Origin of the sequence: Streptomyces sp. BHT-5-2 (assembly GCF_019774615.1) — a bacterium.
Lineage (GTDB): Bacteria > Actinomycetota > Actinomycetes > Streptomycetales > Streptomycetaceae > Streptomyces.
Genome location: NZ_CP081496.1, coordinates 2,052,194 through 2,071,543, shown reverse-complemented (window position 1 = coordinate 2,071,543; position 19,350 = coordinate 2,052,194). Strand labels below are relative to the sequence as shown.

At 71.9% G+C, this 19,350-nt stretch carries 17 protein-coding genes; 4 read left to right on the top strand and 13 right to left on the bottom strand.

Annotated features, from left to right (window positions below):
* Positions 1-36 precede the first annotated feature (36 nt).
* Positions 37-714: a GNAT family N-acetyltransferase gene (locus K2224_RS09225; protein WP_221906103.1), complete on the top strand. Its 678-nt coding sequence runs from the start codon at positions 37-39 to the stop codon at positions 712-714.
* A gap of 61 nt (positions 715-775) precedes the next feature.
* Here the strand turns inward: K2224_RS09225 and mshD are convergent, their stop codons facing one another.
* The gene (gene mshD, locus K2224_RS09220; RefSeq protein ID WP_221906102.1) at positions 776-1,714 is read right to left on the bottom strand and encodes a mycothiol synthase; all 939 of its coding nucleotides are present in this window, start codon (positions 1,712-1,714) and stop codon (positions 776-778) included.
* A 165-nt stretch (positions 1,715-1,879) separates the two neighbouring features.
* Here mshD and K2224_RS09215 point away from each other — a divergent pair, with 165 nt between their 5' ends.
* Positions 1,880-3,736: a bifunctional UDP-sugar hydrolase/5'-nucleotidase gene (locus tag K2224_RS09215; protein ID WP_221906101.1), complete on the top strand. Its 1,857-nt coding sequence runs from the start codon at positions 1,880-1,882 to the stop codon at positions 3,734-3,736.
* A gap of 101 nt (positions 3,737-3,837) precedes the next feature.
* Here the strand turns inward: K2224_RS09215 and K2224_RS09210 are convergent, their stop codons facing one another.
* The 5 genes from K2224_RS09210 to K2224_RS09195 form a co-directional block, all read right to left on the bottom strand.
* Positions 3,838-4,101: a hypothetical protein gene (locus tag K2224_RS09210; RefSeq protein ID WP_221906100.1), complete on the bottom strand. Its 264-nt coding sequence runs from the start codon at positions 4,099-4,101 to the stop codon at positions 3,838-3,840.
* Between the two features lie 3 nt (positions 4,102-4,104).
* The gene (locus tag K2224_RS09205) at positions 4,105-5,262 is read right to left on the bottom strand and encodes a WXG100 family type VII secretion target (protein WP_221906099.1); all 1,158 of its coding nucleotides are present in this window, start codon (positions 5,260-5,262) and stop codon (positions 4,105-4,107) included.
* A gap of 2 nt (positions 5,263-5,264) precedes the next feature.
* Positions 5,265-5,594, bottom strand: coding sequence for a type VII secretion target (locus K2224_RS09200; protein WP_221906098.1), 330 nt, complete (start codon positions 5,592-5,594; stop codon positions 5,265-5,267).
* Positions 5,595-5,860: 266 nt separating this feature from the next.
* Positions 5,861-5,992: a hypothetical protein gene (locus K2224_RS40345; protein ID WP_260692420.1), complete on the bottom strand. Its 132-nt coding sequence runs from the start codon at positions 5,990-5,992 to the stop codon at positions 5,861-5,863.
* A 45-nt stretch (positions 5,993-6,037) separates the two neighbouring features.
* Entirely contained in the window at positions 6,038-6,952 is a 915-nt protein-coding gene (locus tag K2224_RS09195; protein ID WP_313904765.1) for an NAD(P)H-binding protein, read from the bottom strand.
* Between the two features lie 146 nt (positions 6,953-7,098).
* On the opposite strand from K2224_RS09195, the gene K2224_RS09190 reads away from it, so the two are divergent.
* On the top strand, positions 7,099-8,676 hold the full coding sequence (locus tag K2224_RS09190) for a DUF2993 domain-containing protein (RefSeq protein ID WP_260692419.1): 1,578 nt from the start codon (positions 7,099-7,101) through the stop codon (positions 8,674-8,676).
* Between the two features lie 12 nt (positions 8,677-8,688).
* Here K2224_RS09190 and K2224_RS09185 read toward each other — a convergent pair whose 3' ends face one another.
* From K2224_RS09185 to K2224_RS09165, 5 genes are all read right to left on the bottom strand, one after another.
* Positions 8,689-10,368, bottom strand: a complete 1,680-nt coding sequence (locus tag K2224_RS09185; RefSeq protein WP_260692418.1) for a cell wall metabolism sensor histidine kinase WalK — start codon at positions 10,366-10,368, stop codon at positions 8,689-8,691.
* The gene (locus K2224_RS09180; protein WP_221906097.1) at positions 10,365-11,102 is read right to left on the bottom strand and encodes a response regulator transcription factor; all 738 of its coding nucleotides are present in this window, start codon (positions 11,100-11,102) and stop codon (positions 10,365-10,367) included. Before K2224_RS09180 ends, K2224_RS09185 begins: the two co-directional genes overlap by 4 nt.
* A gap of 160 nt (positions 11,103-11,262) precedes the next feature.
* Entirely contained in the window at positions 11,263-12,369 is a 1,107-nt protein-coding gene (locus K2224_RS09175) for a S1C family serine protease (RefSeq protein ID WP_221906096.1), read from the bottom strand.
* 122 nt (positions 12,370-12,491) lie between these two features.
* On the bottom strand, positions 12,492-13,523 hold the full coding sequence (locus tag K2224_RS09170) for a LacI family DNA-binding transcriptional regulator (RefSeq protein WP_221906095.1): 1,032 nt from the start codon (positions 13,521-13,523) through the stop codon (positions 12,492-12,494).
* A 24-nt stretch (positions 13,524-13,547) separates the two neighbouring features.
* Positions 13,548-14,375: a response regulator transcription factor gene (locus K2224_RS09165; RefSeq protein ID WP_221906094.1), complete on the bottom strand. Its 828-nt coding sequence runs from the start codon at positions 14,373-14,375 to the stop codon at positions 13,548-13,550.
* A 247-nt stretch (positions 14,376-14,622) separates the two neighbouring features.
* Between K2224_RS09165 and K2224_RS09160 the strand changes: the two genes are divergently transcribed.
* A complete protein-coding gene (locus tag K2224_RS09160) occupies positions 14,623-15,546 on the top strand; it encodes a S9 family peptidase (RefSeq protein WP_221906093.1) in 924 nt (307 codons plus the stop codon).
* 30 nt (positions 15,547-15,576) lie between these two features.
* On the opposite strand, the gene K2224_RS09155 is transcribed toward K2224_RS09160, so the two are convergent.
* Together K2224_RS09155 and K2224_RS09150 are read right to left on the bottom strand one after the other, a co-directional pair.
* Positions 15,577-17,616 carry an ABC transporter ATP-binding protein gene (locus K2224_RS09155; protein ID WP_313904764.1) on the bottom strand — a complete coding sequence of 680 codons (2,040 nt, stop codon included), beginning with the start codon at positions 17,614-17,616 and terminating at the stop codon, positions 15,577-15,579.
* On the bottom strand, positions 17,613-19,346 hold the full coding sequence (locus K2224_RS09150; RefSeq protein WP_221906092.1) for an ABC transporter ATP-binding protein: 1,734 nt from the start codon (positions 19,344-19,346) through the stop codon (positions 17,613-17,615). The genes K2224_RS09155 and K2224_RS09150 overlap by 4 nt, the downstream gene beginning before the upstream one ends.
* Between the last annotated feature and the right edge of the window lie 4 nt (positions 19,347-19,350).

Here is a 19,350-nt window from a genome sequence, read left to right as displayed (position 1 = left end):
GCTGCGCCGTCCACGCCCGCTGCCTACGCTGAGCGCGTGCTCAGACCTTCCACGTCCTCCATACCCCCGCTGCCACCGCTCCCGTTCACCCCCGACTACCCGCTGCGGACCGAGCGCCTGGACCTCCGCCCGGTGCGCCACGACGACTTCGATGCCGTCCACGCCTACCGGCGCCGCCCCGAGGTCTGCCGTTACCTCTACGGAGGCCCGCACGACGAGGCCGCCTCCCGCGCCTTCGTCGCCGAGAAGGCGACCCGCACCACGCTGCGCGAGTCCGGCGACTTCCTCCAGCTCGCCGTCGTGCTGCGGGAGACCCACACGCTGGTCGGCGACGTGACGTTCGTCTACACGCGCCGCGAGCACCGCCAGGGCCGCATCGGCTACGTCTTCAACCCCGACCACGCCGGCCACGGCTACGCCACCGAGGCCGCCCGCGCGCTGCTGAGGCTGGGCTTCGAGGAGCTCGGACTGCACCGGATCCAGGCCGAGTTGGACGGCCGCAACACCGCCTCCGCCCGGCTGCTGGAGCGCCTGGGCATGCGCCGCGAGGGCCATCTGCGGGAGAACGAGTTCCTGGACGGCGGGTGGAGCGACGAGGTGATCTACGCGATGCTGGCGCGCGAGTGGCACGACCAGCGGAAACAGGAGCACCGGCGGGAGCCGGGGCACCAGCAGGAGCAGCAGCCCCAGGGACAGCGGGCCCGGGAGGCATGACGGCGGTGTGCCGACGGCGGGGCGGCGGCCGACACCGCCCCCGACCGCCCCGCCCCCGGGATCACGTCTCCGACCGGTACATCAGGTCCGTCTCGTGCGTCTCGAACCCCAGCCGCTCGTACACCGTCACCGCGGCCGCGTTGTCCGCGTCCACGTAGAGCATCGCGGTGGCCAGCCCCTGCGCCGCCAGGTGCCGCAGCCCGATCGAGGTCAGCGCCTTGCCCAGGCCGCCGCCCTGCGCGCCCGGCCGCACCCCGAGGACGTACACCTCGCCCAGGCCCTCTTCGGCGTGCACCTTCGTCCAGTGGAAGCCGACCAGCCGGCCGTCCCGCTCGGCGAGGAAGAAGCCCTTGGGGTCGAACCACGGCTCGGCCTTGCGGTCGTCGAGGTCGCGCTGGGTCAGCGAGCCCTGCTCGGGATGGTGCGCGAAAGCCTCGGCGTTGACCTCCAACCAGGCCGCGTCGTCGCCGTCCGGCTGGAACGTCCGCACCGTCACCCCCTCCGGGAGCACCGGCTCCGACAGGTCGAGGTCGGCCAGCGGCCGCCGCATCTGCCGCAGCTCGCGGAACATCGTCAGGCCCAGCGTCTGCGCCAGATGCCGGGCGGCCGGGTGCCCGCCGTGCGCCCACACCCGCAACCGGCGCCCGGACTGGACCAGCAGCTCGCCGCCGAGCGCCCGGCCGTGGCCGCGGCCGCGGTACCCCGGGTGGACGACCAGTTCGGCGGCCGGCGCCTCCACCGGGTCGGTGTCCTCCAGCTGCCCGTAACCGACCAGCTCCTCACCGCTCTCTCCCGGCGCATACACCAGCAGATGCCGTACGCCCACCCGCCGGCCGCCCCGCAGCTGGAGCCGTCCCTGCTCGGACACGGCCGGCTGCCCGTCCGTCCGCGCGGCCCGTTCGATCAGTTCGAGGACGGCCGCGGCCCCTTCCGGCGCGAGCTCGTCGACCACCTGGATCCTGCGTCCGGCCCGGCCCATCTCCTGTGCAGCGTCAGTCATGCCTGAAGCGTACGACGCTGCCGCGGCGTCATGGAGGCGGCGCGGACGCCCGCCGCGCCCCGCATCGCCACCGCCCGGCCACCGGGCCGTGAGCCGCCGCCCCTGTTCCGCTACGCGCGTCGACAATATGCTGCCCCCGCTCAGCAGCATCAACGGAGGGGAACCATGCCACCGACATCCCAACGCCACGGTCTCGCCCGCAGATTGGCGGCCGGCGCCGCCGTGCTCGCCACCGCCGCGGGCCCCGTTGCAAGCACCGGCTCCACTGGAGCGGCTTACGCCGCGACCCCTGCTGCCACCGCCGGGCCCGCCGGCGCCGACAGCGGCCGCGCCCACCGCCCGGCCGGCACGGTCGACGTCCAGCTGCTCTCCTTCAACGACTTCCACGGCAACCTCGAACCGCCGCAGGGCTCCTCCGGCACCGTCGAGCAGCTCCAGGCCGACGGGTCCCGGAAGACGATCCCGGCCGGCGGCGTCGAGTACCTGGCGCAGTCCCTCCGCACCGCCCGCAAGGGCCACCCGTACTCCGTCACCGCGGCGGCCGGCGACCTCATCGGCGCCAGCCCGCTGCTCTCCGGCCTCTTCCACGACGAGCCGACCATCGAGGCGATGAACAGGCTCGGCCTCGACGTCACCTCCGTCGGCAACCACGAATTCGACGAGGGCCGGGCCGAGTTGACCCGGATGCAGCGCGGCGGCTGCCACCCCAAGGACGGCTGCTACGAGAAGGGGAAGACCTTCAAGGGCGCCGACTTCCCCTACCTCGCCGCCAACGTCACCGACGACCGGACCGGCAAGCCGATCCTCAAGCCGTACACGGTCTGGCAGCACAAGGGCGTCAAGATCGGCTTCATCGGCGTGACGCTCAAGGGCACACCGGACATCGTCAACGCCGACGGCGTCAAGGGTCTGACCTTCCACGGCGAGGTCGAGACGATCAACAAGTACGCCAAGATCCTCGACCGCCAGGGCGTCAAGGCGATCGTCGCCCTGATCCACGAGGGCGGCATGCCCGCCTCCACGTCGTACAACTACGACTGCGACAGCCCCGGCCCGGGCGCAGGCATCTCGGGCCCGATCGTCGACATCGCCAAGCACGTCACCCCCAAGGTCGACGCCCTGGTCACCGGCCACACCCACCAGTCCTACACCTGCACCATCCCGGACCCGGCCGGCCACCCCCGCACGGTCACCTCCGCCGCCTCCTACGGCCGGCTCTACACCGACACCACGCTCACCTACGACCGCCGCACCCACGACATCGTGCGCACGGCGGTCCACGGCCCGCACGCCGCCAACCACGTCGTCGACCGCACCGGGCCCAAGGCCGCGGACATGACGTCCCTGATCGCCCGCTGGAACAAGCTGGCCGCGCCTGTGGCGAACAAGCCGGTCGGGTACATCTCCGCCGACATCAACGGCCGCGGCGCCGGCACCCCCGAGGAGCCCCTCGGCGACCTCGTCGCCGACGCCCAACGGGCCGCCACCAGGGCCCCCGACAAGGGCGGCGCCCAACTCGCCCTGATGAACCCCGGCGGCATCCGCTCCGACCTCGCGTACAAGGCGTCGGGCAACGAGGGCGACGGCGTCGTCACCTACGGCGAGGCGTTCACCGTCCAGCCGTTCACCAACATGACCAACGTCGTGGACCTGACCGGCGCCCAGCTCCTGACCGCCCTCCAGCAGCAGGTCAGCGGCCCCAACGAGGCGTCCCCCAAGATCCTCCAGATCTCCGAGGGCCTCACCTACACCCTCGACATGACCAGGACCGGCGCCGCCCGCGTCGTCGCCGACTCGGTCAGGCTCGACGGCGCCGCCCTGGACCCCGCCAAGACCTACCGGGTCGCCATGAACGAGTTCCTGGCCGGTGGCGGCGACGGCTTCCCCGCGCTGAAGCAGGGCACCCACAAGTACGTCGGCCCCTCCGACCTGGACGCCCTCACCGCCTACCTGACGGCCCACTCGTCCCCGACCAACCCCCTCGCCCCGCCGAAGGCCGATCGGATCACGGTGGTGAAGTAGCCGCCTGCGGGCGGCCGTTCGGGTCGCCCGTCCCCACACCTACGGCCCCGGCCGTCCGCCCGTGCGGCGGGCGGCCGGGGCCGCCGCGGTCGGCACACGCGTCACAGCAGGTGGAAGGCGAAGCCGAAACAGGGGACGGCGACGGCCAGACCGATGACGAAGACCAGCGGCCCGAACAGATGGTTGAACCAGGTCTTCCCTTCCTTGACGCGCCAGAGGCCGACGGTCAGGTAGACACCGGCAACGGTGATCGGGCACCCGACGAAGAACCCCAGGAGCAACTGGAACGTGCCGCCCCAGCCAGGATCGTGTTTCGGGATGTGCGCGACCCCGGCCAGGATCACGGTGCCGGCCTCTTGGAGCACGGCCTAACCCGCCTCCTTCTCGGCTTCGTCCATGTCCTTGTCGAGGCCCTGGAGGTCGGACTCGATCCCGCCGCCGCCTTCGTAGATCGCCGTGTTGAGTCCGGTGCCGAAGCCGTCCCGGTACATCGTGTCCTTGAACCTGTGGTGTTCGGCAACGTTCTCGCCGCCGAGGCTGTGCCCCTCCATGCCGCCGAGAAGGCGGTCGCCGGCGTGGTTTCCGAGGGCACCGGTGACGGCGTTCGTCCCCACATCCCACACGGTGTCCGCACCGCCCTTCTCGTCGTCCGTCAAATCGGCGGTGAGACCGCCGACCACATTGCCGAACGCACCATTGACGGTGTTGCCCGCCCGGCCCTCACCGCTGAGCACTTTGCCGACCGCGCCCGTCAGCTTCGCACCCTCCGCAAACGACGCTCCGCCGGCGGTGAACACGGCTGTGCCCGCGGCTTCCTTGCCGGCGGTCTTGAAATCCTTGCCCACCGTCACCGGCTGACCGGTGAGCGCCTGGTTGATCATCATGCTGCCCGAGTCGGCGACGAAGTTCGTGGCGAAGCTCTCCGCGCCCTTCATGAGGAACTTGCCGCCGATCCGGGCCACCGCGGTGAGCATCTTCTCCAACGTCGCCGCGGTCTCCGCGCTCATGCCGCCGAAGCGCTCCAGCAGCGCCGCCACCTTCTCGGCCGCCGAGGTGAACAGCTTCACCAGGTCCACGACCTTGGCGACCTTCGCGGCGACGGCCGTGTTGGCGACGAGGTCGGAGAGAAATCCGGTGAACACGGACAGCGCGGCGCCGAGCACCTCCATCTCGGCGATCTGCACGCAGATGTCGATGATCTCTTCGTTGATCTTGTCGATCTCGCCGGCGAACTCCCGCAGCCCGTCCGCGACATGGTGGAAGTTGTTCGCGACGTCGGTGACGGTCTTCTTCTGGTCCTGCCAGTGCTTCTCGAAGGCGTCCCGGGCCGCGCCGTGCCAGCCCTGCTTGTCGACGCCGTCGACGGCGCGGTCGAGAGCCCCTACGACCTTGGTCAGGTCATTGCCCATGGCGTCCCAGCCGCGGGCGATCTCGCGAAGCGTGTCGCCGTTGCCGCCGGGCAACTCCACACCGAACGCCTGGAGGATCTCCAGGACCTTGCCGTCGATCCAGCTGTTGACGCTCACCGTCACACCGCCTGGTAACGGGGCACGGCCTGGAGGTGGCCGACGGCCGCCTGGTCCGCCTCCGCGTACTGGGACGCGTTGATCCGCAGCCGGTCGGCGTCACTGTTGAGCACCTGGGGCAGCTGACCCAGCGCCTTGATCGTGCTGCTCAGCAGCGTCTGGTACTTCTCCATCGCGCCGTCGCAGGCACCGAGGATCCCGAACGCCTCCCCGACCTCCGCCGACGTCGCCGCGAAGGAACGGATCGGGCCGTCCAGATCCGTCGCCTGCAGGTCGAACTTGTCCGCCAGATCCGTCAGTGCCGTCGGCTCGACGCCGAACTGCCCGCTCATCCCGCTCCCCCCGTCCGATCACACACAAGGCTTCAGGAGTACGCCGGGAGCCACGGCAGGGAAAGGATCTTTAACGGGTCCCGGATACGGGATTGGGCTGCGCTTTACGTTCATGGCCCCGCCCATACCCGAACGTGGCCCGATCGGGACCGGGGCCCGCACCCTCCTGTATGGCCGCGTACACCACGACCACACGGAGGGCGTCAGCCGCGAAAACGGTACGAACGACCCTCACGGCCGCACGACGGCTCTTCCAGGCATCGAGGTCACACCGCCGCCGCCCCCGCCCACAGTTCCTCCGCGTGCTCCACGAACCGGTCGGGCATCCCGCCCGACTCGTACCGCTTCAGGTGCGGCAACGCAACGTCGCCGCGAACGCGGGCTGCTGCGGCGTCCACAGGAAGTAGTTCGTGTACCCGGCGAAGAACAACCGGGCGTCGCCGTCAGGAGAAGTCCGCCGCGTGGTCCCGGGCCCACTGGGCGAAGGTGCGGGCCGGGCGGCCGGTGACGCGTTCGACCGTGTCGGTCACCGGGAAGGCCGGGGCGTCCACCGTCGAGCCGAAGAGGCCGACGAGTTCGCGGGCGGCCGCCAGCGGGAAGTGCGGGCCGGCCATCGCCTCCGCGGCCTCCTCCTCCGAGATCCGCTCGATGCGCACGGGGCGGCCGACGGCCTCGGCGATGACGGCGACCTGCTGGGCGTTGGTGAGCACCTCGGGGCCGGTGAGGCGGTGGATGCGGTGGACGTGGGCGCCGGTGCGGTCCAGGAGGGCGACGGCGGCGACGTCCGCGAGGTCGGCCTCGTGGACCGGCGCACCCTGGGCGTCCGGGTGCGCGTCGCGGACCACGCCGGTCGCGCGGATCGCCGGGGCCCAGCCGAGCGCGTTGGTGGCGTAGTTGCCGCCGCGCAGGAAGGTCCACTCCACGCCGGACGCGCGGACCGCGCGCTCCACGGTGGCGTGCATACGGGAGATGAAGTTGGTCTCGTCGGCGGGTGTGTCGCTCACCCCCTGGGAGGAGTTGAGGACGATGCGGGGGACGTTCGCCCGCACGGCGGCGTCGATCAGCCGCTGCGCGGACTCGGCGCCGCCGGCCGCGAGGTTGAGGAAGAGGGCGTCGGCACCGGCCAGGAGCGGGGCGAGGTCGGTGTCCTCGGCGAGGTCGGCGCGGACCACCTCGGCCCGGTCGGGGAGGGCGGCACGGGCGGGGTCCCTGGTGAGGGCGCGGACCGCGACGCCCTCCTCCAGCAGGCGGTCCACAAGACGGCGGCCGATATTGCCGGTTGCTCCGGTGACGACGATCACGGGCTCCTCCAGAGGGGCGCGAAGATGGCGGCGGAAGCCCGCCGGGGTGTCGGTCAAGATCGACGGTGGTTCAGTGACGGTAGTTCAGCGGGGCACAAGAGCGCGGCAAGATTTCGCCAAGGACGGCCGGACGTCTTTCGCGTTCCTCACATTCCGTGAGCATGACTTGCGCTGCCGGGTGCCGCTCATGGTGGGATGTGCTGATGCGAACCCCCACCCGCATGTCGTCACCCTCGTCCCCAGCGGCACGCCCGGCCGCCTCCGCTTCCGAGGCCGGCGACCAGCCCCACATAGCCGGGCATCCGCACAGACCGCAGCAGGACGGCTTCGGAGCGCATCCGCAGGGCGACACCAGAGAACTCCCGCAGGTCGGCCCGGCCAATCCGTACGCGGATCTGGCCGCACTCGCCGACCCGGAGCCGGGTGCGTACGGCCAGGACAGCCATGACGGCCGTGACGACGGCTATGACAGTCACGGCAGCCACGACCGTCACGACGGCTATGACGGTCGCGGCAGCTACGACGGTCAGGGCGGCTACGACGTACGTGGCGGCCACAACGGGTCGGGGAACACGGCGGGTTACGACCCGTCACCTCACGGGAGCGGCCGTTTCGCCGACCGTGCCACCGACGACGATCCGCTGGGGCTGGGCCTGCGCTCGGACGACGAGGACGACACCTGGTCGCCCCCGAACCACCGGAAGCTGAAGCGGGGCGTCAGCCGCTTCGCCGCCGTCCCGCGCACCATCAAGGCGCTGGTCGCGCTGGCCGCCTGCGCGGGGGTGCTCGCGCTCGGCGACCGGTTCGCCGTGCTGTACGCGCAGAACAAGGCCGAGGAGCAGGTGAAGACGGCCCTGCACCTGCACGCCCGGCCCGAGGTGGACATCCACGGCTTCCCGTTCCTCACCCAGGTCTTCGACAAGCGGCTGGACCAGGTCGACGTGGTGATCCCGGACGTCGCGGCGGACCGGGTCTCGCTGGCGAAAGTGGCGGCCACGGCGCGGGACATCCGGCTCGACGGCGATCTGCCGAGCGCCATCAAGGGCGCCACCATCGGCCAGATGCACGGCAGCGTGCTGCTCGCCTTCGACGACATGAACCGCGAACTGGGCGCCTCCCAGGTGAAGTTCAGCGCGCTGGGGGCCAACGGGGTGCGCGCCGACGGCCGGCTGCCCATCGCGGGGCACACCCTGCGCGTACGGGCCGAGGCGCGCATCCGGCGCATCGGCGACCGGGGGATCTCCACCGAGATCGGGCAGATGCGGCTGGACATCGGCGACATGGCGATCTACCGGCCGGGCACCGGCGAGGAGGAGGGCCTGCGGCTGACCCGGAAGGGCGCCGCGGAGCTGAGCCGGCAGGCCGCCAAGGTCAAGGCGATGCTCAGCATTCCGGCGATCGCCCAGCGGATCGGCATCCCCAAGGAGTACCTCGACGACGCCCTGCGCAGCGACGACAAGCTGCACGACCTGATCGGCTCGCCGCACTTCGTCCACCAGCTGATGCAGGTCAACCTCGTCGACGTGGTCATGGACCACCCCTGGCTGCTCCAGAAGGTCGGCATCGACGCGAAGGTGCTCGGCGCCCTCACCGGCCTGACGAAACCTCAGCTCGCGGACCGGCTGGCGCTCTCCTTCCAGCTTCCGAAGACGCCGGGGGATGTGCGGCTGCGCAACATCACCGTGGAGAGCGACGGCATCCACGCCGACCTGACCGGCACCGACCTGCCGTTCGGCGACGCGGCCAAGGGCAGGACGGCGGAGAAGGCACCCGCGAAGTAGCCGGCCGGGGCGTCACCGCTCGGGGGGCTGCCCGGGGAACTGCCCGGGCGGCGTCCCTTCGCCTCCCGCGTCGTCCCGTCCCGGTATGTCCGGCGGCGGGGTGGGCGCGCCCGGCATCGTCAGCAGGGCCTCCGTGCCGCCGCCGGGGGCGTTGCGCAGGCGTACGCCGCCGCCGGCCTGCTCGGCCGTGCGGGCCACGATCGACAGGCCCAGACCGCTGCCGGGCAGGCTGCGGGCGGACGGGGAGCGCCAGAAGCGCTCGAAGACGTGCGGGAGTTCCTCGGGCGGGATGCCGGGGCCGTGGTCCCGGACGGTCAGCGCGCCGCCCGTCAGCCGGATCTCGACCGTGCCGCCGGAGGGGCTGAACTTCACCGCGTTGTCGAGGAGGTTGACCACCGCGCGCTCCAGTGCGGGCGGTTCGGCGCGGACGTACCAGGGGTCGAGGTCGGCGGTGAGGGTGAGCGAGGGGCCACGCAGCCTGGCTCGTTCGAGCGCGGTGCCGACGATGTCGTGGAGGGCGACCACCCGGACGGCCGCCGTGCCGCCGGCGGTGCCCGTCTCCGGTGGGCGGGAGAGGACCTGGAGGTCGCCGATGAGCGCCGCCAGCTCCCCCATCTGGGCCTTCACCGAGGCGAGCAGGGCCTCCTTGTCGGCGGCCGGGATCGGGCGGCCGGAGCGCTCGCTGCGCTCCAGGAGGTCGATGTTGGTCCGCAGCGACGTCAGGGGCGTGCGCAGCTCGTGGCCGGCGTCGGCGATCAGCTGCTGCTGGAGGTCGCGGGAGGCGGCCAGCGCGGCGGTCATCGCGTTGAACGACCGGGAGAGGCGGGCGATCTCGTCCTCGCCGTCGGTGGGGATGCGGATGGCGAGGTCCTGAGTGCGGGCGACGTGCTCCACGGCGGCGGTCAGCCGGTCGACGGGCTTCAGCGCCGCCCTGGCCACCCACAGCCCGGCCGTCGCCGCGCCCAGCACCCCGACCCCGGCGACGACCAGCAGCACCAGCGCGAGCTGGTTGAGCGGGTCGGTGACCTGGTCCATCGGCGCGGCGACGGAGACCGCCAGCCGGTTGCCCTGGATGTCGGTGAGCGGGCCGCGGTAGGGGACGGTCGAGACCCGCATCGGGGTGCCGTTCTCGTCCTTGGTGGTGTGGACGGCGCTGGCCAGCCGGCCGTCGGCGACCGCCTCGTCCGCCCGCTGGGCGGGGATGGGCTGCTTGTTCGGCGAGGTGCAGACGTAGCCGGAGGGGGTGACGAGCTGGATGGTGTACGGGGTGGGCTGGAAGCGGACGTTGAGCGGGGTGCCGGCGCAGCGGGCGCCGAGCGCCTGGACGTAGTCGCCGGGGACGTCGACCGTGCTGAGGGTGGTGTCGAGCTGCTCGGTGAGCCGGTCGCGGGTGATCAGCCAGCAGGCGGCGGCCGACAGCGCCACCGCGAAGGCCACCGCGACCGCGATGAGCAGCGACAGCCGGGAGCGCAGCGGCAGCTGACGGAACCGCGTCAGCCCGGGCACGCCGCCCGTCGGGGGCGAGGTCTCCCCACCGGGCACGCCGTGCGCCTCGTGGTCGTCATGGCCCTGCGCCGGGTGGCCGTGGGCCGCCGGCCCGTGGGCCGCCTGCTCGTGGGCCGCCGGCCCGTCCGTCTCCTGCCCGTCCATCGGTCGGCCGTGCGCCGGGTGGGCGTCGCCGGTGCCGCTCATTCCGCACCGCCCCCCAGCCGCAGGACGTAGCCCACCCCGCGCACGGTGTGGACCAGCCGCGGCTCGCCGCCCGCCTCCGTCTTGCGGCGGAGGTACATCACGTACACGTCCAGGGAGTTGGAGGTCGGTTCGAAGTCGAAGCCCCAGACGGCCTTGAGGATCTGCTCGCGGGTGAGGACCTGCCGGGGGTGGGCCAGGAACATCTCCAGGAGCGTGAACTCGGTGCGGGTCAGGTCGACCGGGCGGTTGCCGCGGGTCACCTCGCGGGTGGCGAGATTCATCCGCAGATCGGCGAAGCCCAGGAGCTCGCTCTCGTCGGGCCGGGCGGTGCCGGCCGCCGCGTACGCGCTGCGGCGCAGCAGGGCGCGGATCCGGGCCAGCAGCTCGTCCAGCTCGAAGGGTTTGACGAGGTAGTCGTCGGCGCCGGCGTCGAGGCCGGTGACGCGGTCACCGACGGTGTCCCGCGCGGTCAGCATCAGGATCGGCACGGTCACCCCGCTCGCCCGCAGCCGGCGGGCGGCGGTCAGTCCGTCCATCCGGGGCATCAGCACGTCCAGCACGATGAGTTCGGGGTCGTAGGCGGCGACCTTCTCCACCGCGTCCAGTCCGTCGACGGCCTGCTCGGTGCCGTACCCCTCGAAGGCGAGGGAGCGCTGGAGCGCCTCGCGGACCGCGGGCTCGTCGTCGACGATCAGGATGCGGGCGGGGTGATCACCGTGCTCGGCGGGGCTCATGTGCGTGACTACCTCGGATGACGTTGCTGACGGCCGGCTGGACCTGTGCTGCTGGCTTCAGCCTGACACGGATGCCGCGCGGACGGACGCCCTGTGGAAAACCCTCCGCGGTTCTCCACCGCCCGGCGGCGCCCCCGGCCGGAGGCCCGCCCGGCCCTGCTCAGACCCCGCTGTTCCCGCCGTTGCCGCCGCTGCGCAGCGTGTCGAGGTCGGCCTTGACGGTGTTGATCGGGATGGCGAAGCCGAGGCCGACGCTGCCCGCCTGGCTGCTGTCCGACGAACTCGGCGAGTACATGGCCGAGTTGATGCCGATGATCTGCCCCTGCATGTTGATCAGGGCGCCGCCGGAGTTGCCCGGGTTGAGCGCGGCGTCGGTCTGTATCGCCTTGTAGGTGGTCTTGGACGAGCCGGTGTCGCCGTTGTACTGGTTGCCGCCGAACTCGAACGGCCAGCCGCCGCCACCGCCGAAGAAGCCACGGCCGCCGCCCTGCCCCTGGCCCTGCCCCTGGCCGTCCTCCTTGGGGACGGAGACATCGCGGTTGAGCGCGGAGACGATGCCGCTGGTCACCGAGCCGGTGAGGCCCTCCGGCGAGCCGATCGCGACGACCGGGTCGCCGACCACGAGCTTGCTGGAGTCGCCGAGCACCGCGTGCGTCAGCCCCTTGGCGCCGGTGACCTTGATCAGGGCCAGGTCCTTGCCCGGGTCGGTGCCGACGACCGTCGCGGCCTTCCTGCTGCCGTCGCTGAAGGTGACGCTCACCGTGCGGGAGCCGGCCACCACGTGGTTGTTGGTGACGATCTCGCCGCTGCTGGTGATCACCACGCCGGAGCCGGTGGACTCGCCGCCGCCCGTGCGCGCCTTGATCTCGACGATGGCCGGGCTGACCGCCTTGGCCACCCCCGCGACCCCGGTACCGCCGCCGGTGTTCTGCCCGGCGTTGACGAGCGAGGTGGAGACGCCGCCGCTCGTGCCGCCCTGCTGCGTGGCACCCGCGATCAGCGCCGCGCTGCCGCCGCCGATCAGACCCGAGGCCAGGGCCACCGCGGCGATCAGCGCGATCGGCCGCCGGGCCCGGCGCCGCGGCTCCGGCGCACCGGGAGCACCCGCCACCGCTGCGTCCGGCGTGTACGGGGGCGGCGGCGGCACGTCACCGCGGAAGCGGTCCGCGCCGTGGTCGCTGCTGTGGCCGGTGCCGTACTCGGTGCCGTAGGCGTACGGCCGGTCCTGGGGCATCTCTTCGCCGCTGCGGCGGTAGCTCTCGGTCATGCCCACGACTCTGCGACCGCTGCATGAGAACCGTCTGAGAACGCCCTGAGAGACCCAACAGAAGTGGGTATGCCCGGTATAAGGCCGCACGTCCGCACGGTCGTTGACTCCTCGGACACGCTCTAGGGAGTGCCGCCGCAGCCGCAGGACCGCCGCACCACCAGCCGCGACGGGAACTGCCGCAGCCGCTCGCGGCGCGAGCCGACCACCCGCAGCCCGTCGTCCAGCACCAGGTCCACCGCCGCCCGGGCCATCGCCTGCCGGTCCGAGGCCACCGTCGTCAGCGGCGGATCGGTGAGCGCGGCCTCCTTCACGTCGTCGAAGCCGGCCACCGCCAGCTCGCCGGGGACGTCGATCCGCAGCTCGCGGGCGGCCCGCAGCACACCGATGGCCTGGTCGTCGGTGGCGCACATGATGGCCGGCGGGCGGTCCGGCCCGGAGAGCAGCCGCAGCGCGACCTGGTAGGCGTCGTAGCGGTTGTAGAGCGCCTGGAAGTAGCGGCCCTCCGTCGAGCGCCCGGACTCCAGCATGGCCCGCCGCCAGCCCTCGACGTGGTCGGTGACCGGGTCGCCGGACTTCGGGGTCTCCTCGGTGCCGCCCAGGAAGGCGACGTACTCGTGGCCGTGCTCCAGGAGGTGCCGGGTCGCCAGCTGCGCGCCCCAGATGTCGTCGGTCATCACCGCGACGTCGTCGATGGCGTCCGGCCGGCGGTGCAGCAGCACCACCCTGGCGTCCCACGCCTCGATCTCCGCGGCGGCGTGCTCGCTGGGGCCCTGACTGATCAGGATCAGCCCGGACACCCGCATCCCGAGGAACGCGCGGAGGTAGTGCACCTCGCGCTCGTCGATGTAGTTGGCGTTGCCGACCAGCACCATCTTGCCGCGCTCGGACGCGGCCTGTTCGACGGCGTGCGCCATCTCCGCGAAGAACGGCTGCCGGGTGTCCGGCACGATCAGACCTATGAGGTCGGTGCGGCGGGACGCCATCGCCTGCGCGACCCGGTCGGGCCGGTAGCCGAGCTCCTTGATGGCGGCGAGCACCCGCTCACGCGTGGCCGGGGCGACCGGCCTCGGTCCGTTGTTGATGACGTAACTGACGACGGCGGTGGACGTCCCCGCCAGTTTTGCCACATCATCCCGCGTCACCTTGGCCACGCGCGGCAGTCTACGCGGGTGGTCCTACCGGCGGGCAGGCTGCGCGGACGCGGATTTCCCGTCCGACGTGGAAGAACGTGCGGGCGCGCGTCCGTCTACCGGCCCGTCCACGCCACCGCCCTTCTTCGCCCCCTGTGTGGTGTCCTCCTGCGCCTTGGCCTCCGCGGCGGCCCGCTCCACCTTCTCCGGCACCACGAAGCGGTAGCCGACGTTGCGGACCGTGCCGATCAGCGACTCGTGCTCGGGGCCGAGCTTGGCGCGCAGCCGCCGGACGTGCACGTCCACCGTGCGCGTACCGCCGAAGTAGTCGTAGCCCCACACCTCCTGGAGGAGCTGGGCGCGGGTGAAGACCCGGCCCGGGTGCTGCGCCAGGTACTTCAGCAGCTCGAACTCCTTGAAGGTCAGGTCCAGGACCCGGCCCTTGAGCTTGGCGCTGTAGGTGGCCTCGTCCACGGAGAGGTCGCCGGTGCGGATCTCCATCGGGCCGTTGTCAGTGGTGATCTGCTGGCGGCCCATCGCCAGCCGCAGCCGCGCCTCCACCTCGGCCGGCCCGGCGGTGTCCAGCATCACGTCGTCGACACCCCAGTCGGCGGTGACGGCGGCCAGTCCGCCCTCGGTGACCACCAGCACCAGCGGGCAGCCGGGCCCGGTGGACCGCAGCAGCTGGCACAGGGATCGCACATGCGGAAGATCACGACGGCCGTCGATCAGTATGACGTCGGCCCCTGGGGTGTCGATCAGGGCCGGGCCCTCGGCGGGGGCCACCCGGACGCTGTGCAGCAGCAGGCCGAGCGCCGGAAGCACCTCCGTCGATGGCTGGAGGGCGTTGGTCAGCAGCAGAAGCGAACTCACTTCCGACCACCTACCCGGTTTCCGGCGAGCCTCATCCTGAACGGCTCGCTGTCCTGCACGCTTCGCTTGCCCATGACGTCTGGTTCCTCCTCGGTCCCTGCGACGGGGGCACCACCCGGCTGGGCCGGGGGTCTGCGGCACTGCTTCGTACGGGGTGCTCCCGGTCACACGCTCTGCGTGCGTGAAAGCACAAAAGGACCCGGGGGCGACGCTGCCCGGATCCTTCTTGCCCAGCAGAATAGCTCACATGAGCTGCGGACCCGAGGCCGACTTTGCACCTTCTTGTGTTCCGTCGATCACTTCGAGTGGTCATCGCGCGGTGCTGTTGACGGACGACGGCGTGCGCATCGAGGCCGCCCGCACCCCCCGGATCCCGCTTCCACAGGCCCCGTCCGGCCCTTCTCCGGAGCCGCCGTCCGCCCCCGTGGGCGACCTCGCCGTGGTGCTCGCGCACGGCTTCACCGGCTCCCTCGAAAAGCCCGCGCTGCGCCGCGCCGCGGCCGCGTTGTCCCAGCACGCGGACGTGATCACGTTCTCCTTCCGGGGGCACGGCGGGTCCGGCGGGCGCTCCACCGTCGGCGACCGGGAGATCCACGACGTGACCGCCGCGATCCGCTGGGCCCGTTCCCTGGGCCACCGCCGGATCGCCACCGTCGGCTTCTCCATGGGCGGCTCGGTCGTGCTCCGGCAGGCCGCGCTGCACGGCCGGCGGGGGCCTGACCGCGGCCGGGGGGAGCACGGGGAGCGCACAGGTGCGTGCCCGGACGCAGTGGTCGCCGTCAGTGCCCCCGCCCGGTGGTACTACCGGGGCACCGCGTCGATGCGGCGCCTCCACTGGGCCGTCACCAGTCCCACCGGCCGGCTGGTCTCCCGCGTCGGCCTGCGCACCCGGATCCACCCCGCGGAGTGGGACCCGGTGCCGCTCTCCCCCGCCGAGGCCGTCCCGTTGATCGCCCCGACCCCGCTGCTCCTCGTCCACGGCGACCGCGACCCCTACTTCCCGGTGGACCACCCCCGCATGCTGATGGCCGCCGCCGACCCCGCCACCACCGCGCTCTGGCTCGAACGGGGCTTCGGCCACGCCGAGAACGCCGCGGGGCCGGAACTGCTGCGGAGGATCGGCGAGTGGGTGGTGGCGCGGACCGGGCAGGGGCTACCCCCTGCTCTTTAAGAGCAAGGGGTAGGGCCGGCCCGCCGCGCGTCAGCCCGTCTCCGCCACCGCCTCCGCGAACTGGGCCGCGTACAGGCGGGCGTAGGCCCCGTCCGCGGCCAGGAGCGTGTCGTGGGTGCCCTGTTCGACGAGGGAGCCGTCCTCCATCACCAGGATGACGTCGGCGTCCCGGATGGTGGAGAGGCGGTGCGCGATGACGAAACTGGTCCGGCCGCTGCGGAGTTGGGCCATGGCCTGCTGGATGAGGACCTCGGTGCGGGTGTCGACGGAGCTGGTGGCCTCGTCCAGGACGAGGATGGCCGGCTCCGCGAGGAAGGCGCGGGCGATGGTGATGAGCTGCTTCTCGCCTACCGAGACGTTGCCGCCCTCCTCGTCTATGACGGTGTCGTAGCCGTCGGGGAGGGTGCGCACGAAGCGGTCGACGTGGGTGGCCCGGGCGGCCGCGACGACCTTGTCGCGGGAGGTGCCCTCGGGGGCGCCGTAGGCGATGTTCTCGGCGATGGTGCCGCCGAAGAGCCAGGTGTCCTGGAGGACCATGCCGATGTGGCCGCGCAGCTCCTCGCGGGACATCCGCGCGACGTCCACGCCGTCGAGGGTGATCCGGCCGCCGCGGACCTCGTAGAACCGCATCAGGAGGTTGACCAGGGTGGTCTTGCCGGCGCCGGTCGGGCCGACGATGGCGACGGTCTGGCCGGGGCGGACGGTGAGCGAGAGGTCCTCGATGAGCGGCTTGTTCGCGTCGTAGCGGAAGGAGACGTGCTCGAAGGCGACCTGGCCGGTGACGTGCTCGGGGCGGGCCGGCTGCTCGCTGTCGGGGTCCTGCTCGTCGGCGTCGAGGAGTTCGAAGACCCGCTCGGCGGAGGCGACACCGGACTGGACGAGGTTGGCCATCGAGGCGACCTGGGTCAGCGGCTGGCTGAACTGGCGGCTGTACTGGACGAACGCCTGGACGTCGCCGATGGACAGCGCCCCGGCGGCCACCCGCAGGCCGCCGACCACGGCCACCAGCACGTAGTTGAGGTTGCCGACGAACATCATCGCGGGCTGGATGATGCCGGAGATGAACTGGGCCTTGAAGCCCGCCGCGTAGAGCGCCTCGTTCTGCTCGCGGAAGAGCTCGGCGGACTCCTTCTGCCGGCCGAAGACCTTGACCAGCGAGTGCCCGGTGTACATCTCCTCGATGTGCGCGTTGAGCTTGCCGGTGGTCTTCCACTGCTGGACGAACTGCGGCTGGGCGCGCTTGCCGACCTTGGTGGCGACCACCACCGAGACCGGCACGGTGACCAGCGCGACCAGCGCCAGCAGCGGCGAGATCCAGAACATCATCACCAGCACGCCCACGATCGTCAGCAGCGAGGTCACGATCTGGCTGAGGGTCTGCTGGAGCGTCTGCTGGATGTTGTCGATGTCGTTGGTGGCGCGGGAGAGCACCTCGCCGCGCTGCTGCCGGTCGAAGTAGCTCAACGGCAGCCGGGCCAGCTTCTCCTCGACCTGTCCGCGCAGCCGGAAGACGGTGCGCTGGACGACGCGGGTGGCGATCCGGGCCTGGACGAAGCCGAACAGCGCCGAGCCCGCGTAGATCAGCGCGACCCACAGCAGGACCGTGCCGACCGCGCCGAAGTCGGTGTGCGGGCCCGGGTCCACCGGCATGCCGGCGACCAGGTCCGCGAGCCCGCCCTGGCCGTGCGCCCGCAGGAACTCGGCGGCCTGCGCCCTGGTCAGGCCCTCGGGCAGTCGGCGGCCGACGATGCCGGCCATGATCAGGTCGGTGGCCCGGCCCAGGACCTTCGGCCCGACGACGGTCAGCGCCACGCTGAGCACGCCCAGCAGCAGCGCGACCGCGATGATGCCGCGCTCCGGGCGCATCTGGGCCAGCAGGCGCTTGCCGGAGCCCTTGAAGTCCATGGACTTGTCGATCGGGCCGCTCATCATGCGGGCCATCGGGCCGGCGCCGGGGCCCGGCCCGCGGCGGGGGGCCGAGGCGGGGGCCGGTCCGGAGGCGCCGGCGGGCGCCTCTCCGGAGGCCCGGTCCGTGCCGGTGGCCGGGCCCTGTTCGTCCTCGGTGGTCATGCCGCCTCCTGCTCGGTGAGCTGGGAGAGCACGATCTCCCGGTAGGTCTCGTTGCCGGCCATCAGCTCGCCGTGGGTGCCGGTCCCCACGATCCGGCCCTCGTCCAGGACCACGATCCGGTCGGCGCCGCGGATCGTTGCGACCCGCTGGGCGACGATCACCACGGTGGCCCGGTCGGTCTCCCGGGCCAGCGCGGCGCGCAGGGCCGCGTCGGTGGCGTAGTCGAGGGCGGAGAAGGAGTCGTCGAAGAGGTAGATCTCGGGCTTGCGGACCAGGGCGCGGGCGATCGCCAGCCGCTGCCGCTGGCCGCCGGAGACATTGGTGCCGCCCTGCGCGACCGGCGCGTCCAGGCCGCCCTCCATCCGCTCGACGAAGTCCCTGGCCTGCGCGGTCTCCAGCGCGTGCCACAGTTCCTCGTCGGTGGCGTCGGGATTGCCGTACCGCAGGTTGGTGGCGACCGTCCCGGAGAAGAGGTACGGCTTCTGCGGCACCAGGCCGACCACGGAGGCCAGCGTCTCCGGGGCCAGGGTGCGCACGTCCTCGCCGTCGACCAGGACGGTGCCGCCGGTGGCGTCGAACAGCCGCGGTACCAGCCCGAGGAGGGTGGACTTGCCGGCACCGGTGGAGCCGATGACGGCGGTGGTCTCGCCGGGGCGGGCGATCAGGCTGACGTCCCGCAGGACCGGCTGCTCGGCGCCGGGGAAACGGAACTCCACGTCCCGGAGCTCCAGTTCGCCGTGCCGGCGCAGCGTGGTGACCGGCTCGGCGGGCGGGGTGACGCTGGACTCGGTCGCCAGCACCTCCTGGATGCGCTCGGCGCAGACCTCGGCGCGCGGCAGCATCATCACCATGAACGTCGCCATCATGATCGACATCAGGATGTACATCAGGTAGCTGAGGAAGGCCGTCAGCGCCCCGATCTCCATCTTCTGCGCGTCGATGCGCAGCGCGCCGAACCACACGACGGCCACGCTGGAGAGGTTCACGATCAGCATGACCAGCGGGAACATCATCGACATCAGCCGGCCGGCGCGCATCGAGACGTCGTAGAGGTCGGTGTTGGCCCGGGCGAACCGCTCGCGTTCGTGGTCGTCGCGGACGAAGGCGCGGATGACGCGGATGCCGGCGATCTGCTCGCGCAGCACGCGGTTGACGGTGTCGATGCGCTCCTGCACCCCGCGGAACAGCGGGCGCAACCGGCGCACGATCAGTGAGACGAGGATCCCGAGGACCGGGACGATGACCAGGAGGAGCGCCGACAGCGGCACGTCCTGGTTGAGCGCCATGACGATGCCGCCGACGCACATGATCGGCGCCGAGACCATCATCGTGAACGTCATCAGGACCAGCATCTGGACCTGCTGGACGTCGTTGGTGGTGCGGGTGATCAGCGACGGGGCGCCGAAGCCGCCCATCTCGCGGGCGGAGAAGGACTGCACCCGGTCGAAGACGGCGGCCCGGACGTCCCGGCCGAGCGCCATGGCCGTACGGGCGCCGAAGTAGACCGCGCCGATCGCGCAGGCGATCTGGAGCACCGTCACCGCGATCATGAAGGCGCCGACGCCGAAGATGTAGCCGGTGTCGCCCTTGACGACACCGTTGTCGATGATGTCGGCGTTGAGGGTCGGCAGATACAGCGTGGCGAGCGTCTGGATCAGCTGGAGCAGGACGACGAGGGATATGGAGCGCCTGTAGGGCAGCAGATGCGCCCGCGCGAGTCGGAGCAACACAGCC